The organism is Pontibacter lucknowensis (genome assembly GCF_900156415.1).
GTDB lineage: Bacteria > Bacteroidota > Bacteroidia > Cytophagales > Hymenobacteraceae > Pontibacter > Pontibacter lucknowensis.
The window spans coordinates 258,389-273,977 of the sequence record NZ_FTNM01000002.1 but is presented as its reverse complement, the minus strand read 5'-3'; the positions used below and the strand labels follow the sequence as shown (position 1 = coordinate 273,977).

Sequence of the window (15,589 nt, the reverse complement as noted above, 5' to 3'; positions counted from 1 at the left end):
TTTTGCAAAGTCTTAAGAAGGCCCTATGGGTTTTGCCTTCCGTTTTAAAATCAATTTCGCTTACAAGTATGCAACAGTGGACTAAACTGAATAAGGAGACAATCCGAACCATCGTATTCAACGCCTTAGAAGAGAACGTAAATTTTTATGACGAGAACATACTGGGTATACCGGGTTCGCACCTCGATAATAAGGTGTTTTACCAGGATGCCCCTTTTCTGAAAGATGCCCCCTTCCTGACAGCGCTGATCCATAACCCGAATCATATCGGTTGCCATACCCTGGGAGCTTCCGAGTCTTTTTTCAGAGGTACGCACCAGATCGAGCGTGAGTTGATTGGTCTCTGCGCTGAGCAAATTCTGAAAGCCGAGCCGGGCAGTTGCGACGGCTATGTGGCGGCTGGTGGCACCGAAGCCAACCTGCAGGCCATCTGGATCTACCGCAACTACTTCCGCAACATAGACGGTGTGCGCAACAACAGCATCTGCATCCTGTGCTCCCGCGACAGCCACTACTCCATGAGCAAAGCCGCCAATGTGTTTGACCTCGACATCGCCACGGTACGGGTCGATGACAACACCCGCGCTATTGATGAGAAGCACCTGCAGGAGGTGATCACCGCCCAGAAGGCTAAGGGAAAAAGCCACTTCATTGTGGTGGCCAACATGATGACAACTATGTTTGGATCAGTTGATAACGCCGACATATATGCAGCAGCACTTGAAGCTAACGGCTGCCAGTTTATGATTCATGTGGATGCGGCTTTTGGTGGCTTCATCTACCCTTTCACCAACCCGGACAACACGCTCAACTTTCAGAATAAACACATTACCTCTGTCACGCTGGATGCGCACAAGATGGTGCAGGCTCCCTACGGCACGGGCATCTTCCTGATCCGGAAAGGCTTGATGCAACATGCCAACACCAAGGAGGCCAGCTACGTGGAGGGCGAGGATTTTACGCTGATCGGCAGTCGCTCCGGCGCCAACGCCATCGCCGTCTGGATGATCCTGATGACCTACGGACGCTACGGCTGGGAGGAGAAAACCACCACCCTGCTCAATCGTGCCGCCTGGCTGGCCGCAGAGCTCGACAAGGCAGGTATAGCCTATTACCGCAACCCCTACTCCAACATCATCACGATCCGCAGTGAACACCTCAACAAAGGCATTGCCGGCAAGTACGGGCTTGTGCCAGACAACCACCAGGATGCCAACTGGTATAAAGTAGTGGTGATGGACCACGTGACCATCGACCGGCTGATCCCGCTGCTGGAAGACCTGAAGGCTTACCAGCATGAAGCTTGCCTGGCGGAGTAGCCCTATACCTGACAATTATCTTATAAAGCAACAAAGGCTCCTTTAACGGGAGCCTTTGTTGCTTTATAACGCTTTGCTATACCTATAGCGCCTCTATAAGCTGCCGCTGGGTAGCTGCGCCTGTGCCTCTATAGTTTTGCAGGAACAGAGCCAGTTTGTCCATGGTTTGGCTCAGCTCCTGCAGCTCCGGCAGGTATACGATGCGGAAGTGGTCGGGCTGCTGCCAGTTGAAACCGCTTCCCTGTACCAGCAACACATGCTGCTCCTGCAAAAAGTCCAGCACGAAAGCCTGGTCATTGGCAATGCCGTACTTCTTCACGTCTATCTTCGGAAACAGGTAAAAGGCTCCTTTTGGCTTTACGCAGGTGATGCCAGGTATAGCGGTCAGCTTTTCGTAACAGACATCCCGCTGCTGACGCAGCCTGCCGGTTGGCAATACAAGGTCCTGCATGTGCTGATAGCCTTCCAGAGCCGCCTGTATGGCAAACTGCGCCGGCACGTTGCTGCACACCCGCAGACTGGCCATGGTGTTCAACCCGTCGATGTAGCTTCTGGCCCTGGCTTTGTTGCCGCTCACCAGCATCCAGCCAGCCCGAAAACCAGCTGCCAGGTAGTTTTTGGAAAGTCCGCTGAAAGTCACGGTCAGCACCTCATCCGAAAAAGTGGCGGTAGAGCGGTACTCTACCTCATCATACAGGATCCTGTCGTATATCTCGTCTGAAAACAGTACCAGGTTATGCGCTGCTGCCAATTCCACCAACTCCTGCAACAGCTCCGGGGCGTATACTGCGCCGGTCGGGTTGTTGGGATTAATGATCACGATGCCTTTGGTGCGGCTGTTGATCTTGCTTCTGATGTCGTTCAGATCAGGGCTCCAGTCCGAGGCTTCGTCACACAGATAATGCACGGCCTTGCCACCCGAAAAGCGCACAGCCGCCGTCCAGAGCGGGTAGTCCGGTGAAGGAACCAACACCTCGTCTCCCTCGTTAAGCAGCCCCTGCACCGCATGCAGGATCAGTTCGCTCACCCCGTTGCCAATGGAAATATCGTCGGTGTGGATGCCGGCTATACCTTTGGCTGCATAGTAGTTCCTGATCGCTTCGCGGGCTGGCAGGATGCCCTTATGGTCGGAGTAGCCCTGCGCATGGCGCAGATTATCCAGGATGCTTCGGGTTACCTCCTCGGGTGTGTCAAAGCCAAAGGGAGCCGGATTGCCGATGTTCAGCTTCGTGATACGATGCCCCTCCAACTCCAGCTCCTTCGCCTTCTCATAAATAGGCCCACACAGTTCATAATGAACAGCATCAAGCCGTGTGCTGCGTTGTATCATGTAGGTATAAGTTTCTCCAAATTTAAAGCTTTGCCGCTCAATTTCCGCTAGTACATATACCTAAAAACAATGACCTATTCCCCACAGCAGGGCGCTCTGCTACCACTCCCGTCAGCACAATAAGGTATACCTTTTGTTGAAAAGCAATAAACTCAACCTTCAGTTATACTTTAACCAGAAACTACATTATACCTGATTTACATATCAATACAACACAAGATATAAATCAAAGAGGCCCCTGCTTAAACAGCAGGGGCCTCTTTGTAAATTTTAGTTTGCCATTTATAAAGCATCCGTCATGTCATCCAACTCACGGGCTTGCTCCAGGTGCATACGCAGTGCTGGCAATATTTTCTGGGCAAAGGCTCGCAACTCTGCGTCTTCCAGATCCTGCACTGCCTGCTCATACAGTTCTACCGCCTCTTCGTGCGCATCCTCCTGCACATCGGAAAAGTCTTTATCGAAATCAACACCTGTCTTACCATCAAGACGGGTCACGATTGCCTGCTTGTCCTGCGGTAGTGTAGTAGGCACCTGCAGGTTCTTTTGCTGCGCCAATGTCATTAGCTCCTGACTGGAGGCGGTATGGTCGGCTACTATCTGTTCGGCAAATGTCCGCACTTCCTCCATCGTTGATTTCTGAAGCGCCATGTTACCGGTCTGAATCTCAAACATATCACTGACAGCAGCACGCTGTACAAACTCCTGCGCTGTCAGACGCGGCACATCAATTCCATTATCATCGTCATCATCACAACTCACTAAAAACGCAAGTGGAACAAATAGCAGCAACAACCTCCATCTCAGATCTTTCATTTGTTTCATAGTTAAATACTTAAGTTAACAGATTCATAAACACGCTGGAAAAGTATAATTCATTCCCACATATTTTTAACGCAGCTATTGCTTCTCCAGCTATTGTATTTGTACTGAATTGAATCCGTATAAATACATAATACACACATTACCATACTGTTGTATACGAATTACAATATTGAATCGCATAAATATAAATCTGCACGATAGGTATAGCTAAGCTGGTTTTTCAGTTCTCAAACCCCTCCGCATTTTAAACTTTTATCTTAGTCATAACACCAGGTATAGCCTACCACTACCTTCATTAAATACAAGCTTAACTAGTCCGTCAGGGGTATATAGCCGGATTTCATTCCTTTGCTTTCTTTCTGCTTTTGCTTTCAGGCAGTTTGTAAGGTCCCTCTTGAAGCAGAACAAAAAACTAAATTTTTTAGTATATATTGCCAAATATATTAGCAAAGTCTATATTTGAGGCATGTGTCGCGAAAGAGACCAAAAGAGAAAGTACTATGGAAAAAACACATACCCTAAACACCCTGCCGGAGAGCCTCGAGTTACTCCCACTCCGGGCCACAGAATTACTTGAGTTACCCATCAGCCAGAGCTACGTAGCGGCAGGCTTCCCCTCCCCGGCCGAAGATTACCTGGAGGACAAGATTAACCTGCAGCAGGTGCTCATCCGCAACCCTACCGCTACCTACCTGGTGCGGGTGCGGGGCGAGTCCATGCGTGATGCCCGCCTGCACGACGGCGACATACTGGTGGTGGACCGCTCCCTGAAGCCCAGTCATGGGCATATCATCATTGGCGTAGTGGATGGTGAGTTCACCGTGAAGCGGCTCTTGCAGAAAGGACTTCGGCTGTACCTGCAACCGGCCAACGAGCTGTACCCGCCTGTAGAGATCACCGAAGAAATGGATTTTAAACCTTGGGGCGTTGTGGTGTGGTCGCTTCACAAAGTAAACGGTGGCCATGACTAGTCTTTTCGCTCTCGTGGACTGCAACAATTTCTACGCCTCCTGCGAGCGGGTATTCAATCCGAAACTGGAGGGCAAGCCCATTGTGGTGCTATCCAACAACGACGGTTGCATCATCGCACGGTCCAACGAAGCCAAGGCGCTGGGTATACAGATGGGAGAACCAGCATTTAAAGCAAAGGATACGATAGAACAGCATAACGTACACGTTTTCAGTAGCAACTATACCCTGTATGGCGACATGTCCGCACGGGTGATGCAGACGCTCGGGCAGTTCACCCCCCACCTGGAGGTATACTCCATTGACGAGGCTTTCCTGGACCTGGGTAACTTCTATGGCCGCGACCTGAACCAGTATGCCGGGGAGATGCGCCATACCGTAAAGACCTGGACAGGTATACCGGTGTCAGTGGGTGTGGCCCCGACCAAGACACTGGCCAAGCTGGCGAACCGGCTTTCCAAAAAGTCGAAAAAGGCGGATGGCGTGCTGGTGCTGACCGATGAACGGCATATACAGGAAGCCTTGCGGCGTACTGAGGTAGGCGATGTATGGGGTGTGGGCCGGCGCTACGCCCGCAAGCTGGCAGCTTTTGGCATCCATACGGCGCTGGACCTGCGCAACACCTCCGATGCCTTTGCAAAGAAGCATCTGACCGTAGTAGGCCTGCGCACCGTGCGGGAGCTACGCGGCGAGCCCTGTCAGGATCTGGAGATGGTAGCGCCTAACAAGCAGCACATCTGCACCTCCCGCTCTTTTGGGGCGCCTGTGACCGAGCTTTCGCAACTGAAAGAAGCCACCGCCAACTATGCTTCGCGCTGTGCTGCCAAGCTGCGGCGTCAGCAAAGCTGCACAGGGGCTATTACAGTATTTCTGGAGACAAACCGCTTCCGGGAGACTGATGCCCAGTACTTTAACAGCAAGACCATTGCGCTACCTACGGCCACAAACAGCACCCTCGAACTGCTGCACTATGCCAACCTGGCTCTGCAGGCGCTCTACCGCGAAGGCTACCGCTATAAGAAGAGTGGCGTGATCGTATCGGAGCTGCGGCCCCAGAACCAGGTACAGACCTCTCTGCTCGACATTGTGGACCGCGACAAGCACCAGCGCCTGATGCAGACCCTCGATAAACTGAACGGCGCCTTAGGCCGTGACACGGTCACCTGCGCCGCACAGGGGACTACCCGCCCCTGGCAGCTGAAATGCGAGAAGAAATCTCCGTGCTATACCACCCAATTGAAAGGCCTGCTGTGTGTTGGGACAAGCTAAGATTTGGGTAAATGCGCTTCCAAGCTGAACCAACCCTGTTCCTCCTCGAAAAAAGGTTGGCTTACTCAGAACTTGCTTGAAGAGGCCTACTTCATCTGCTACCAGGACCCTAGCAGGATGACAAAATTGAAATCACAAAATCATTAACAAGAGAATCACCGCTACTATGAAAGCAGAAGAATTTTTGAAAGGACGCGGCGCACAGTACAATCCTGCTAACCCCTACCTGAAGCAGGAATATGTGGCCGAGCACATCGAGGGACTGGACGAGGCGATGCTTTCTAACTCTAAAACGGAGTTCTTTGCGGAGCACCCCAAGAAAATTGTGAATAAGGTGGAAAGTCCGGACCTGGGGCTCTCCTACTCCATGAACCCTTACCAGGGTTGCGAGCATGGCTGTGTGTACTGCTATGCCCGCAACTCACACCAGTATTGGGGCTATGGCGCCGGACTGGATTTCGAGCGCAAGATTATTGTGAAAGAGAATGCCCCGGAAGTACTGGCCCGTCAACTGGAAAATCAGAAATGGCAGGTGATGCCCATTATGCTGGCCGGCAATACCGACTGCTACCAGCCCATCGAGGCGAAGAAGCAGTTGACCCGCCGTATGCTGGAGGTGTTGCTGCAGTACCGCCATCCGGTCAGCATCATCACCAAAAATGCCCTTATTCTGCGCGACCTCGACTTGCTGCAGGAGCTCAACAAGCTGGATCTGGTGCATGTGAACATCAGCATCACGACACTGGACGAGAAACTGCGCCAGAAACTGGAGCCCCGCACTGCCACCGGCGCCAGACGCCTGCAGGTGGTGAAGCAACTGGCAGACACCGGTATACCTGTCAACGTGATGGTAGCGCCTATTATACCTGGGCTCAATGACTCCGAGATCCCGGCTATCATTAAAAATGCAGCCGAGGCAGGTGCCAGCAGTGCAGCCTATACCATCGTGCGGCTCAACGGCAGCATCGGTCCCATCTTTGAGGATTGGATCCGGGAGGCCTTCCCCGACCGCGCCGACAAGGTGCTGAACCAGATAGCCGACTGCCATGGTGGACAGCTCAGCGACAGTCGCTTTGGCACCCGCATGCGGGGCGAAGGCAAGTTCGCCGAGGCCATTAACAAGCTTTTCCATATGAGTCGCAACCGCTTCATGGCTGGCCGAAGCATGAAGCCTTACAACTATAAGCACTTCTGTACCAGAGCAGGTATACAGATGAACCTCTTTTAAAAGTTGAAGCGGGTACAGGTATAAAACCTGCACCCGCTTCAACTTCTATGGGGACCTTGATGGCTTACAGCGCACCTTTTATCTTATTGATGATTCCTCCTTTGCCGTCCATTTGCTCAACCTGGGCATGGCCTCTTGGATCTGGTGGCCCAAGCTGAGGCTCACCGCCCTGTGGCTCTGCCGGTGTCATCTTAAACTCACCTTTTCCATCCATGGAAGTACCCTGAGACCAACGGCCCTCCGCACGTGGCGCCCCGTTAATGGCCGTGCTCACAAAAGCGTAGTTGAATTGCTGGTTTTCCTCGGCCTGCGGGAAACTGTTCGGGATTGGGTGAACACCTTCCAAGCCACCCAGTTCTTCCAACACGGCCAGCCACTGGTTCTGGTGCATGGTATCGCGGGCGATCAGGAAGGCAAGCATGTCCTTCATACCTGGGTCGTCGGTTGCTTCCCATAGACGAGTAGCCAGCACGCGGCCTGTGGACTCAGCCATTACATTGGCATACATATCAGCGGCCAGGTTACCGCTCCCTACTACCCAGGAACCGTTAAAGGGAACCCCATTGCTATCAACTGCCATTGCAGCAAGACCTGAAGAAAGCACGTGTCGCGGATTCATCCCGCCCATCACAGCACCAATCACCTTATCTTTAGCCATATCCTCTTTCAGAGAGAGCGGGGCGCCCTCCAAATTCAGCGCCACAGCCGTAGCCAGCATTTCAATATGGGCCATCTCCTCTGTACCGGTTTCCAGTAGCATGTCGCGGTACTTGGCAGGCCCCCTCGCACCCCATGCCTGGAACAGGTATTGCAGACAAACCCTGATCTCCCCCTCAACGCCACCAATGGCCTGCTGTAGCATATTGGCAAAGGCCGGGTTTGGCTTTTCCACTCTTACTTTGTACTGTAGTTTGTTGTCATGATAAAACATAGATGTATAGGACTTATGAGTAAAACATTTCAGAACTTACGGCATGCAGTATCAGATGTTATTAATCAAGTACAAATACGTAACTATAAAATACAAAAACATAGTTAAATGAAAGTATAGGTATAGAAGCATGCTATTGAAAATTCATTAGCGTTGCTACCTCCATACTACAACATTTTTCAGCTAACAAGGTATAGGAAGCAACCCCGCCGCCTGCTATTATAAGACAGCAAAACGATTACATGGAACCCGGAAAAGACATCATTGTAAACAGTTGGGCAGAGGTACAATCGGCCTTGTTCGACCACAGTTGGAACGAGAACATCAAGCGATTCCGCTCCTCCTATGTATACCGTGGCAGTTGGAGCAAAGAGTACGACCTGAGCACTAGCCTGACCCGCCTCGGCAGCCGCTACTACGAACTGGAGCCACACATTCTGCGAAACTTCCGAAAGTACGCCCACAGCAATTCTGCTCCCGGCGATTCCGTTTGGAACTGGCTGGCGGTGGCACAGCACCACGGGCTCCCTACCCGCCTGCTCGACTGGACCTATTCGCCCTATGTGGCCCTGCATTTTGCCACCCAAAACCTCTCCAGCTACCATGAAGACGGTGCCATCTGGTGCGTGGACTATGTGAAAGCCAATGACTTTCTGCCGCTCAAACTGCAAACGGCTATCAAGGAAGAAGGCTCCAACGTATTTACGCCCGAGATACTGCAACCCGTTTGCTCCTCCCTCAAGGAACTGGCTTTGCTGCAGAATAAAGAATATGTGGTGTTCCTGGAGCCACCTTCACTAGACGCCCGCATCGTGCACCAATACGCTCTGTTCTCGCTGATGTCAACGGCGCAAGCCAATATGAGCCAATGGCTGGAGCAGCACCCGGAACTGTACTTTAGAGTGATCATTCCAGCTGGACTGAAATGGGAAATACGCGACAAACTGGACCAGGCCAATATCACCGAGCGGGTGCTTTTTCCAGGCTTGCAGGGGCTGAGCCAATGGTTGAAGCGCCACTATACGCATGAGTAAGTTTTTTACTAAAAAAGGGAGTCTGGTCGCTGTTTCCTCGCAAAATATCTATACTTTAATAGACTATTTACATCGAATACCCATACCCAGCCATGAATTCCTTTTTACCCACTACCCGTGAAGTGATCAAAAACTTCATACTGAACAACTTACCACCCTGTCACTTAAAAAAACACCTAAAACCTGCTACTGCCGTACTGGCGACCGCCCTCCTACTAGGCTCCGCCTCCTGCACCCAGGACAAAGAAGTTCATTCGGCTACGCTGCCGGCTACAACTGAAAAGTACGAACTGCCGGCTCAGCCAGCTGACAGTTCTGCCACCGCTTCTAGCGACACCGTAGCGGCACAGACACCAACTGTCGCGCCTGCGCCAGCATCTGCTCCTGCAGCCCCTACCGTATACCCAGGACCTGAGCCGCTGCCAGGTGCCATCCTGCCGCACAAGCGCATTCTGGCCTACTATGGCAACCCATTGTCAAAGCGCATGGGTATACTGGGAGAGTACCCGGTGGACGAAATGCTCCGCCGCCTGGACGAGGAAGTAGCCAACTGGACTAAAGCCGACTCACTTACGCCTGTACAGCCTGCCCTGCATGCCATTGTGGTAACAGCACAAGGGCACCCCGGCCGTGGCGATAAGTACCGCCTGCGCATGACCGACAAAATGATCGAGGATGTGCTGGAGATGGCCAGGCAGCGCGATGCTATTGTGTTTCTGGATGTGCAGGTTGGCCGCAGCACCCTCCCCGAAGAACTCCCCCGCCTGACCCAGTTCCTGAAGCTGCCGAACGTGCACTTAGGTATAGATGCTGAGTTTGCCATGAAGGATGGCGAAGTACCGGGTAAGAAAATCGGAAGTTTTGACGCCGAGGACATCAATTATGCCACCGGCCTGCTTGCTGACATCACAAAAGAATATAACCTGCCGCCTAAGTTGCTCATCGTGCACCGCTTCACGCAGCGCATGATCCAGAACTCGCAGGATATCAAACTAAGACCAGAGGTGCAAGTGGTCATGCACATGGACGGCTGGGGACCACCAGCGCTAAAAAGAGATACCTATCGTCGCTTCATCGCCAAGGAGCCGGTGCAGTTCACAGGGTTTAAGGTATTCTACAAGAATGACACCCGCAACAACTCCCGCCTGATGACACCGGAGGAGATTCTGAAACTAGACCCGAAACCACTGTATATCCAATACCAATAGCCATAGAGAGAGCGCAGCCGGCAGCTGCGCTCTTTTATTTTGTCTTCCCTCCGGGTATAGAGCTGTTTCAACCATTTTTGGCTAACCCTGATCTGTGAAGAGTTGCCTTCCTTTCCGATTTGCGTTATGAGGGTCCCCTCCATCCTGCCCGCTTCCATGAAAGCATGGGGTGGGGCCAGAGGGAAACTGCAACAGGGAAAATCAAAATCATGGGCGTCTGACTAAATTTTAATCTTTCTGGCTAAAAAGACTTTCAGATTATGAAAAATATTGCCGAAATTATCAGCATACCGCCACGCAGGTGAATAATTTAAAATTTTCGGGATGAGTAGTGAGTAAAAAGGCCCGGATTTTGCGTTACAGGTATAAGACAATTTAAGCCAATGCACTTATAAAGCCAGAAGGGCTATAGGCGCCAGAAACCACAAAAGCAGGGAATCATGACGCATTTGTTCAAGCTCTCTAATCTGACGACATTTTTAGTTCGGTTCATCCAGATCATCATCGTGTTCCCGATGGCGGTCCTTATCAGTTTTTACCTGCCGCCCATCAGTTTTATCGACTATGAGCTGAACTTCCTCCTGTGTGTTGTTTTAGCGGCCATTGTTTCGGTTGTCATCACCCTTATCAGTCACAAACTTATTTTATTGGCTTTTGTAGGTATTATGGGTGCCATGTTCTTCAACAGCACCTTCGACGATTACACCGTAGAGAACCTCTACGCCGACTACAATGCCATGCTGGTGAACATGACCAGCAATTCCAGCAAAGTGTCTTATTTCAAACCGGTGCGGGGTACCTATTTTCAGGAGCGCCGCGTGAAAAGTGCCATGCAGCCGACCCACCCAGTGGTGCGCTCCTTTGCCGTGGAGAACTCCACCCGCTTTTTTCATGACGAGTACTACCGCAAGTATGGCAAGATGGTGCGCTACTTTTCGCTCTTCAAGCACGTGCGCAACAGCTGGCGCTACGTAAACGATCCGCTCGGCCTCGACTACTATTCTCCTCCTACTGAAAGCATCAAGCTGCTGGCCGGCGACTGCGACGATTATGCCATCCTGATGGCTTCTTCTATCATGGCCATTGGCGGTGAGGCCCGCATTGTGATCTCGCCAAACCATATGTATACCGAAGTGAAAATGGGAACCGTGGAAGACCTGGACAAGGTAAGCTACGCGGTGCGCTCCCTCTTCCCGGACGAAGTAACTGGCGGTAAAATTCACTTCCACGAAACCAACGGAGAGCTTTGGATCAACTTCGACTACACAGCAGGTTATCCGGGCGGTCCTTTCCTGGAGCCGGAACTCTATAGCGTGATCAACTTCACGAATTCTTAATACCGTACTTATACCTGACTGGTAGCTAAATTTTTGGATTTATCGTACAAATGCTGCAGCCGCTTGATTAGCGGCTGTTTATTTTCTATACTTACCGTTTACAGCATAAAACGAACGAAAAAAATATGCCCAAAATCCTGATTATAGATGACGAACGGGCCATTCGCAGCACCCTGAAAGAGATCCTGGAGTTTGAGAACTATACCGTAGACGAAGCCGAGGACGGCCAGAAAGGCCTGCACCAAATTGGCAAGTCAAAGTACGATGTCGTGCTCTGCGACATCAAAATGCCAGGTATGGATGGTATAGAAGTGCTGGAAAAAGCCATGGAAATGGCTCCGGACACTCCTTTTATCATGATATCAGCGCACGGCACCATCGACACGGCCGTGGAGGCCACCAAAAAAGGAGCCTATGACTTCCTGCAAAAGCCGCCGGATCTGAACCGTCTGCTGGTGTCCGTGCGCAATGCACTGGACAAGTCGAACCTGGTGACCGAAACCAAGATCCTCAAAAAGAAAATCTCGAAGACCTACGAAATGGTGGGTACTTCAGAAGCGCTGGGCCGCGTGAAGCAAGCAATCGAAAAGGTAGCCCCTACTGATGCCCGCGTACTAATCACAGGTCCGAACGGATCAGGCAAGGAGTTGGTGGCGCGTGCCATACATGAGCATAGCAACCGCGCCAATGGTCCGCTGATCGAAGTAAACTGCGCCGCTATACCGAGCGAACTGATCGAGAGTGAATTGTTCGGCCACGAAAAAGGCTCTTTCACCTCCGCCGTGAAGCAGCGCATCGGTAAGTTTGAGCAGGCCAATGGTGGTACGCTCTTCCTGGACGAGGTGGGTGACATGAGCCTCTCGGCACAAGCCAAAGTGCTGCGTGCCCTGCAGGAACATAAGATTACCCGTGTGGGTGGCGACAAAGACATTCAGGTAGATGTGCGCGTGCTGGCTGCTACGAATAAGAACCTACTCGAGGAAATCGAAGCCAAGACTTTCCGCGAAGACTTGTACCACCGTTTGGGGGTGATCCTGATCCATGTGCCGCCGCTGAACGAGCGCCGCGAGGATATACCTGATCTGGTGCAGAAGTTCCTGCAGGACATCGCCAACGACTACGGCAACAAGCCAAAGGCCATCACAAACGATGCGCTTGAATACTTAAAGACGCTGGACTGGCGTGGCAATGTGCGTGAACTACGCAACGTGGTAGAGCGCCTGGTGATCATGAGCGGTCAGGAAGTGACGCTGGAAGACGCCAAGGCTTATGCCCGTCCTGCCGGCTCTTAAATATGCCTTATACTCGCCTACGCAAAGCGCCCCGTCCGGATTGGAAGGGGCGCTTTGATTTTATACCTGTCGTGCTGTCTGAGGTTAGCTATTACCGCAGTGTATGACCTACTCAGAAACCAGTCTTTTCACTTATAAGCAATCCATTACGCTGCAGCTTTGCCCTTCTTTAGCATACAGCATTGCTTGTATTTCTTCCCGCTGCCGCATGGGCAGGGCTCGTTTCGACCCAGGCGTTTGCCATAAGGGTTAAGCAATTCCCGGAAGTTGATACGAAACCGCCTCTTAGGATTTTGCTGAAAGACTTTGGTCAGCATTTCGTACAGACGTGGATGCTTTTCGGCCAACTGGTCGGGTTTCTCAAAAAAATACTCCGTGACCACCGCGAAGAATTCTGCCTCGCTGGTCGCCCCATAATTGTTAATGTCCGACTTCCCCTTTTCGATCTGACTGATCTTGCGGTACATCAGCTCCTCCCAAGGCTGCAGCAGCTCGTCCGGCAGATAAGCTTTAGGCACACCGTCTATCTCGCCGTCGGCTTGGTCGAGCATGTGCGCAAACTCGTGTATACCTACGTTCTTACGGTCGGCCATGTCATTGAAGCCTTGCTCCAGCGCCGGTTTGGACAATGTAACGTAATGATCATTCTGGAACGGATTCACGCGCCCCAACACCTCCGAAACGGCTTCGTTATCCTGGTTCTTATATCGGTGGATACTGCCGGGAAACACCAGCACCTCTCCCAGGTTATGGTATTCCCAGTCCTTAAAACCAAAAATCGGGATGATAGCACTGGAACCGACCAGCACCTTCGTTGTGTCATCTACCTCTGTGTCTATACCTGTGATGCGCTTTTCGGACACAAAAAGGAGAAGTTTCCGTTCAAAGCGCTGTTTCTCTTCTTCGGTTTTTAAAGTATGGTAAAAGCCTACACGGTCTTGCAGGATCTTGCGCCACTCCATCGGAAAGCCTTTTTTCAGAATCTGCTTGCGGTGACGCTCCTTGCGGGTGGCCCACCTGTAAAACAGCAGCAGCATACCTGCTACCAGTGCAATAAAAAATACATAACCCATGGGCAGCTTAAACGGGAAATTGGCGTTTTGGATGTTAGGCGATCAGTTGTTATGCAATCAATAGATTACAGCCCCGGATGTCAGAGTTATCAAATCGACCCAGTACTTCAAAGGTTCCGTCCGGCTTCAGGCGCCCGATGTCTTTGGTCTCAATAAAGGCACAGGAGTCTATGTTAGCCAGGTCGATGATGTTAATACCGCCTGAGCGCATATCCGGGCGGATGTCGAAAGGATCGTTGAGATCGCGTAGGAGTACCCGCAAGGTATAGCCCGGATGAAAAAGGCCATCGCCCATAGAATAAGCCTGCGACAGCAGCTCCGTCATACCATACTCTGAGTGAATAGCTTTTACACCAAAGCCCTGCTTCAGGTGGGCATGCAGTTCCTCCCGTATCATCTCCCGGCGACGTCCTTTCATACCACCGGTCTCCATGATAGTCACATGGCTGAAATCCTCCTGCCCTTTCAGTTCATCAGCCCAGTCAAGCAGTGCGTAGGAAACACCGATCAGCAGTACTTTTTTTCCTTTCTGCTGTGCTCTCTTTACATTCTGTAACAGCTCGTCATGGTTACGCAGGTAGAAGCCCTCCTCCTCCTGCCCCGATTGCTTCACAAAAAAATCGACCATGGCCACGAGTGATGAACCGCCCTGCTCCAGGTATGAGGGCAACAGCGCCAGCACCACATAATCGGTCAAGGGACCGTAGAATGACTCGAAAATACGCTTTGTGGTGCGCAGGTACCATTCCAGGCTTGCTACCTGGTGCCGACTTCGCATCATTTGGGTGGTGCCGCTGCTATAGAAGGTCACCTCAGGTTCGAAAGTACCGGTTATGACCTCATGCGTCTTGAAGAACTCAATGGGTAGAAAAGGAATATCCTCAAGCCGAGTGACCTGCTTCGGATCGCGGCCTAAATGCTGCAAATAGTCATGGTATACCTGATTATGCTCAGACTGGTACCTGAAAAGGGCCAGGGCAGTTTCTGTAAAATCGAAAGACTGCTCTGCTAGTAATAACTGCAAATGTCGGGCTTTGAAGTCCATCCAAATTATTTATAACAATTCCTGTATCTGTTCGTTTGATTTAGTAAATTTAGCTTCATTTTCTGAGATCCCACATGAGATACTTGCTAAAGTATGGTGCGCCTAGTCTGCTGTTGCTGCTGGCCCTTAGCTCCTGCCGTAAAGAGCCTGTTTATGATGTAGTACCTGAAATAGAATTCAGGCGTGTGGAGCAGTACCATTTTGTGGATACGCCATTCCCTCAAAGGCCGGATATCACCTCTTTACGCGATTCACTTGTGCTGGTCATAGGCTTTAAAGACGGAGACGGCAACCTGGGCCTTTCCAGTAACCGGGATTCCGAAGACTTTCAGCCTCCTTTTAATGAAGGCTCCCAGTACGAGCAGAATTTTCATACCGTGATGTACATCAAGGTACAGGATCCGAACAATCCAGGCAATTCCCGCTTTGAGCCTTATCCTTTCCCAGTGCCAGGCTTTCAGTTCTCAGGTCGCTTCCAGCGTCTGTCAGCTGATGATCGCCCGGAACCGCTGGAAGGCGAGATCAAATACAGCATCAACGAAATAAACGCGTCCGAATTTCCCTTGCTACGCCCCGGTGCTGTCATCAAATTTGACATTTACATCTACGACCGCACGACTCCTGTGCCTAATCGCAGCAATGTCGTGACAACAGACGAAATAACCTTATTTCAGCCAGCAGTAGGTGGTTGATCGCTTCATTAAAGTATATAAAGAGAGAGGCCCTGTA

14 protein-coding genes are annotated in these 15,589 nt (G+C 51.3%); 9 read left to right on the top strand and 5 right to left on the bottom strand.

What is annotated here, in order from left to right; all coding sequences use genetic code 11:
- The first annotated feature begins 68 nt into the window (after nucleotides 1-68).
- Nucleotides 69-1,319: a pyridoxal phosphate-dependent decarboxylase family protein gene (locus BW972_RS07390; protein WP_007653680.1), complete on the top strand. Its 1,251-nt coding sequence runs from the start codon at nucleotides 69-71 to the stop codon at nucleotides 1,317-1,319.
- A gap of 82 nt (nucleotides 1,320-1,401) precedes the next feature.
- Here the strand turns inward: BW972_RS07390 and BW972_RS07385 are convergent, their stop codons facing one another.
- Both BW972_RS07385 and BW972_RS07380 read right to left on the bottom strand, forming a co-directional pair.
- Nucleotides 1,402-2,649 carry a pyridoxal phosphate-dependent aminotransferase gene (locus BW972_RS07385; protein ID WP_007653681.1) on the bottom strand — a complete coding sequence of 416 codons (1,248 nt, stop codon included), beginning with the start codon at nucleotides 2,647-2,649 and terminating at the stop codon, nucleotides 1,402-1,404.
- Nucleotides 2,650-2,931: 282 nt separating this feature from the next.
- A complete protein-coding gene (locus BW972_RS07380) occupies nucleotides 2,932-3,474 on the bottom strand; it encodes a DUF4142 domain-containing protein (protein WP_071530917.1) in 543 nt (180 codons plus the stop codon).
- A gap of 500 nt (nucleotides 3,475-3,974) precedes the next feature.
- On the opposite strand from BW972_RS07380, the gene BW972_RS07375 reads away from it, so the two are divergent.
- The 3 genes from BW972_RS07375 to BW972_RS07365 all read left to right on the top strand — a co-directional run bounded on the left by BW972_RS07375 (nucleotide 3,975) and on the right by BW972_RS07365 (nucleotide 6,940).
- The gene (locus tag BW972_RS07375; RefSeq protein ID WP_007661021.1) at nucleotides 3,975-4,445 is read left to right on the top strand and encodes a LexA family protein; all 471 of its coding nucleotides are present in this window, start codon (nucleotides 3,975-3,977) and stop codon (nucleotides 4,443-4,445) included.
- Nucleotides 4,438-5,712: a Y-family DNA polymerase gene (locus tag BW972_RS07370; protein ID WP_007661019.1), complete on the top strand. Its 1,275-nt coding sequence runs from the start codon at nucleotides 4,438-4,440 to the stop codon at nucleotides 5,710-5,712. Before BW972_RS07375 ends, BW972_RS07370 begins: the two co-directional genes overlap by 8 nt.
- Nucleotides 5,713-5,878: 166 nt before the next feature.
- Nucleotides 5,879-6,940 (top strand): PA0069 family radical SAM protein, encoded by a 1,062-nt coding sequence (locus BW972_RS07365; RefSeq protein WP_007661018.1) that lies wholly within the window; start codon nucleotides 5,879-5,881, stop codon nucleotides 6,938-6,940.
- A 64-nt stretch (nucleotides 6,941-7,004) separates the two neighbouring features.
- Here the strand turns inward: BW972_RS07365 and BW972_RS07360 are convergent, their stop codons facing one another.
- Nucleotides 7,005-7,871: a manganese catalase gene (locus BW972_RS07360; protein WP_076421653.1), complete on the bottom strand. Its 867-nt coding sequence runs from the start codon at nucleotides 7,869-7,871 to the stop codon at nucleotides 7,005-7,007.
- Between the two features lie 242 nt (nucleotides 7,872-8,113).
- Here BW972_RS07360 and BW972_RS07355 point away from each other — a divergent pair, with 242 nt between their 5' ends.
- The 4 genes from BW972_RS07355 (at nucleotide 8,114) to BW972_RS07340 (ending at nucleotide 12,742) form a co-directional block, all read left to right on the top strand.
- Nucleotides 8,114-8,905 carry an FRG domain-containing protein gene (locus tag BW972_RS07355; protein ID WP_007661015.1) on the top strand — a complete coding sequence of 264 codons (792 nt, stop codon included), beginning with the start codon at nucleotides 8,114-8,116 and terminating at the stop codon, nucleotides 8,903-8,905.
- A gap of 92 nt (nucleotides 8,906-8,997) precedes the next feature.
- Complete coding sequence (locus BW972_RS07350; RefSeq protein ID WP_076421652.1) at nucleotides 8,998-10,113, top strand: hypothetical protein; 1,116 nt, start codon at nucleotides 8,998-9,000, stop codon at nucleotides 10,111-10,113.
- A gap of 440 nt (nucleotides 10,114-10,553) precedes the next feature.
- Entirely contained in the window at nucleotides 10,554-11,450 is an 897-nt protein-coding gene (locus BW972_RS07345; protein ID WP_007655902.1) for a transglutaminase domain-containing protein, read from the top strand.
- A 125-nt stretch (nucleotides 11,451-11,575) separates the two neighbouring features.
- The gene (locus BW972_RS07340) at nucleotides 11,576-12,742 is read left to right on the top strand and encodes a sigma-54-dependent transcriptional regulator (protein ID WP_076421651.1); all 1,167 of its coding nucleotides are present in this window, start codon (nucleotides 11,576-11,578) and stop codon (nucleotides 12,740-12,742) included.
- 146 nt (nucleotides 12,743-12,888) lie between these two features.
- Here the strand turns inward: BW972_RS07340 and BW972_RS07335 are convergent, their stop codons facing one another.
- The gene (locus tag BW972_RS07335) at nucleotides 12,889-13,815 is read right to left on the bottom strand and encodes a zinc-dependent peptidase (protein WP_076421650.1); all 927 of its coding nucleotides are present in this window, start codon (nucleotides 13,813-13,815) and stop codon (nucleotides 12,889-12,891) included.
- Nucleotides 13,816-13,864: 49 nt separating this feature from the next.
- Nucleotides 13,865-14,860, bottom strand: a complete 996-nt coding sequence (locus tag BW972_RS07330) for a long-chain-fatty-acid--protein ligase (RefSeq protein WP_007655905.1) — start codon at nucleotides 14,858-14,860, stop codon at nucleotides 13,865-13,867.
- Between the two features lie 74 nt (nucleotides 14,861-14,934).
- Between BW972_RS07330 and BW972_RS07325 the strand changes: the two genes are divergently transcribed.
- Nucleotides 14,935-15,552 (top strand): hypothetical protein, encoded by a 618-nt coding sequence (locus BW972_RS07325; RefSeq protein WP_007655906.1) that lies wholly within the window; start codon nucleotides 14,935-14,937, stop codon nucleotides 15,550-15,552.
- The last annotated feature ends 37 nt before the right edge of the window (nucleotides 15,553-15,589 follow it).

What these genes read in the sequence shown, in the direction of transcription:
- BW972_RS07390 (WP_007653680.1), top strand. Translation starts at nt 69, where the DNA reads ATGCAACAGTGGACTAAACTGAATAAGGAGACAATCCGAACCATCGTA.
- BW972_RS07385 (WP_007653681.1), bottom strand. Translation starts at nt 2,649, where the DNA reads ATGATACAACGCAGCACACGGCTTGATGCTGTTCATTATGAACTGTGT.
- BW972_RS07380 (WP_071530917.1), bottom strand. Translation starts at nt 3,474, where the DNA reads ATGAAACAAATGAAAGATCTGAGATGGAGGTTGTTGCTGCTATTTGTT.
- BW972_RS07375 (WP_007661021.1), top strand. Translation starts at nt 3,975, where the DNA reads ATGGAAAAAACACATACCCTAAACACCCTGCCGGAGAGCCTCGAGTTA.
- BW972_RS07370 (WP_007661019.1), top strand. Translation starts at nt 4,438, where the DNA reads ATGACTAGTCTTTTCGCTCTCGTGGACTGCAACAATTTCTACGCCTCC.
- BW972_RS07365 (WP_007661018.1), top strand. Translation starts at nt 5,879, where the DNA reads ATGAAAGCAGAAGAATTTTTGAAAGGACGCGGCGCACAGTACAATCCT.
- BW972_RS07360 (WP_076421653.1), bottom strand. Translation starts at nt 7,871, where the DNA reads ATGTTTTATCATGACAACAAACTACAGTACAAAGTAAGAGTGGAAAAG.
- BW972_RS07355 (WP_007661015.1), top strand. Translation starts at nt 8,114, where the DNA reads ATGGAACCCGGAAAAGACATCATTGTAAACAGTTGGGCAGAGGTACAA.
- BW972_RS07350 (WP_076421652.1), top strand. Translation starts at nt 8,998, where the DNA reads ATGAATTCCTTTTTACCCACTACCCGTGAAGTGATCAAAAACTTCATA.
- BW972_RS07345 (WP_007655902.1), top strand. Translation starts at nt 10,554, where the DNA reads ATGACGCATTTGTTCAAGCTCTCTAATCTGACGACATTTTTAGTTCGG.
- BW972_RS07340 (WP_076421651.1), top strand. Translation starts at nt 11,576, where the DNA reads ATGCCCAAAATCCTGATTATAGATGACGAACGGGCCATTCGCAGCACC.
- BW972_RS07335 (WP_076421650.1), bottom strand. Translation starts at nt 13,815, where the DNA reads ATGGGTTATGTATTTTTTATTGCACTGGTAGCAGGTATGCTGCTGCTG.
- BW972_RS07330 (WP_007655905.1), bottom strand. Translation starts at nt 14,860, where the DNA reads ATGGACTTCAAAGCCCGACATTTGCAGTTATTACTAGCAGAGCAGTCT.
- BW972_RS07325 (WP_007655906.1), top strand. Translation starts at nt 14,935, where the DNA reads ATGAGATACTTGCTAAAGTATGGTGCGCCTAGTCTGCTGTTGCTGCTG.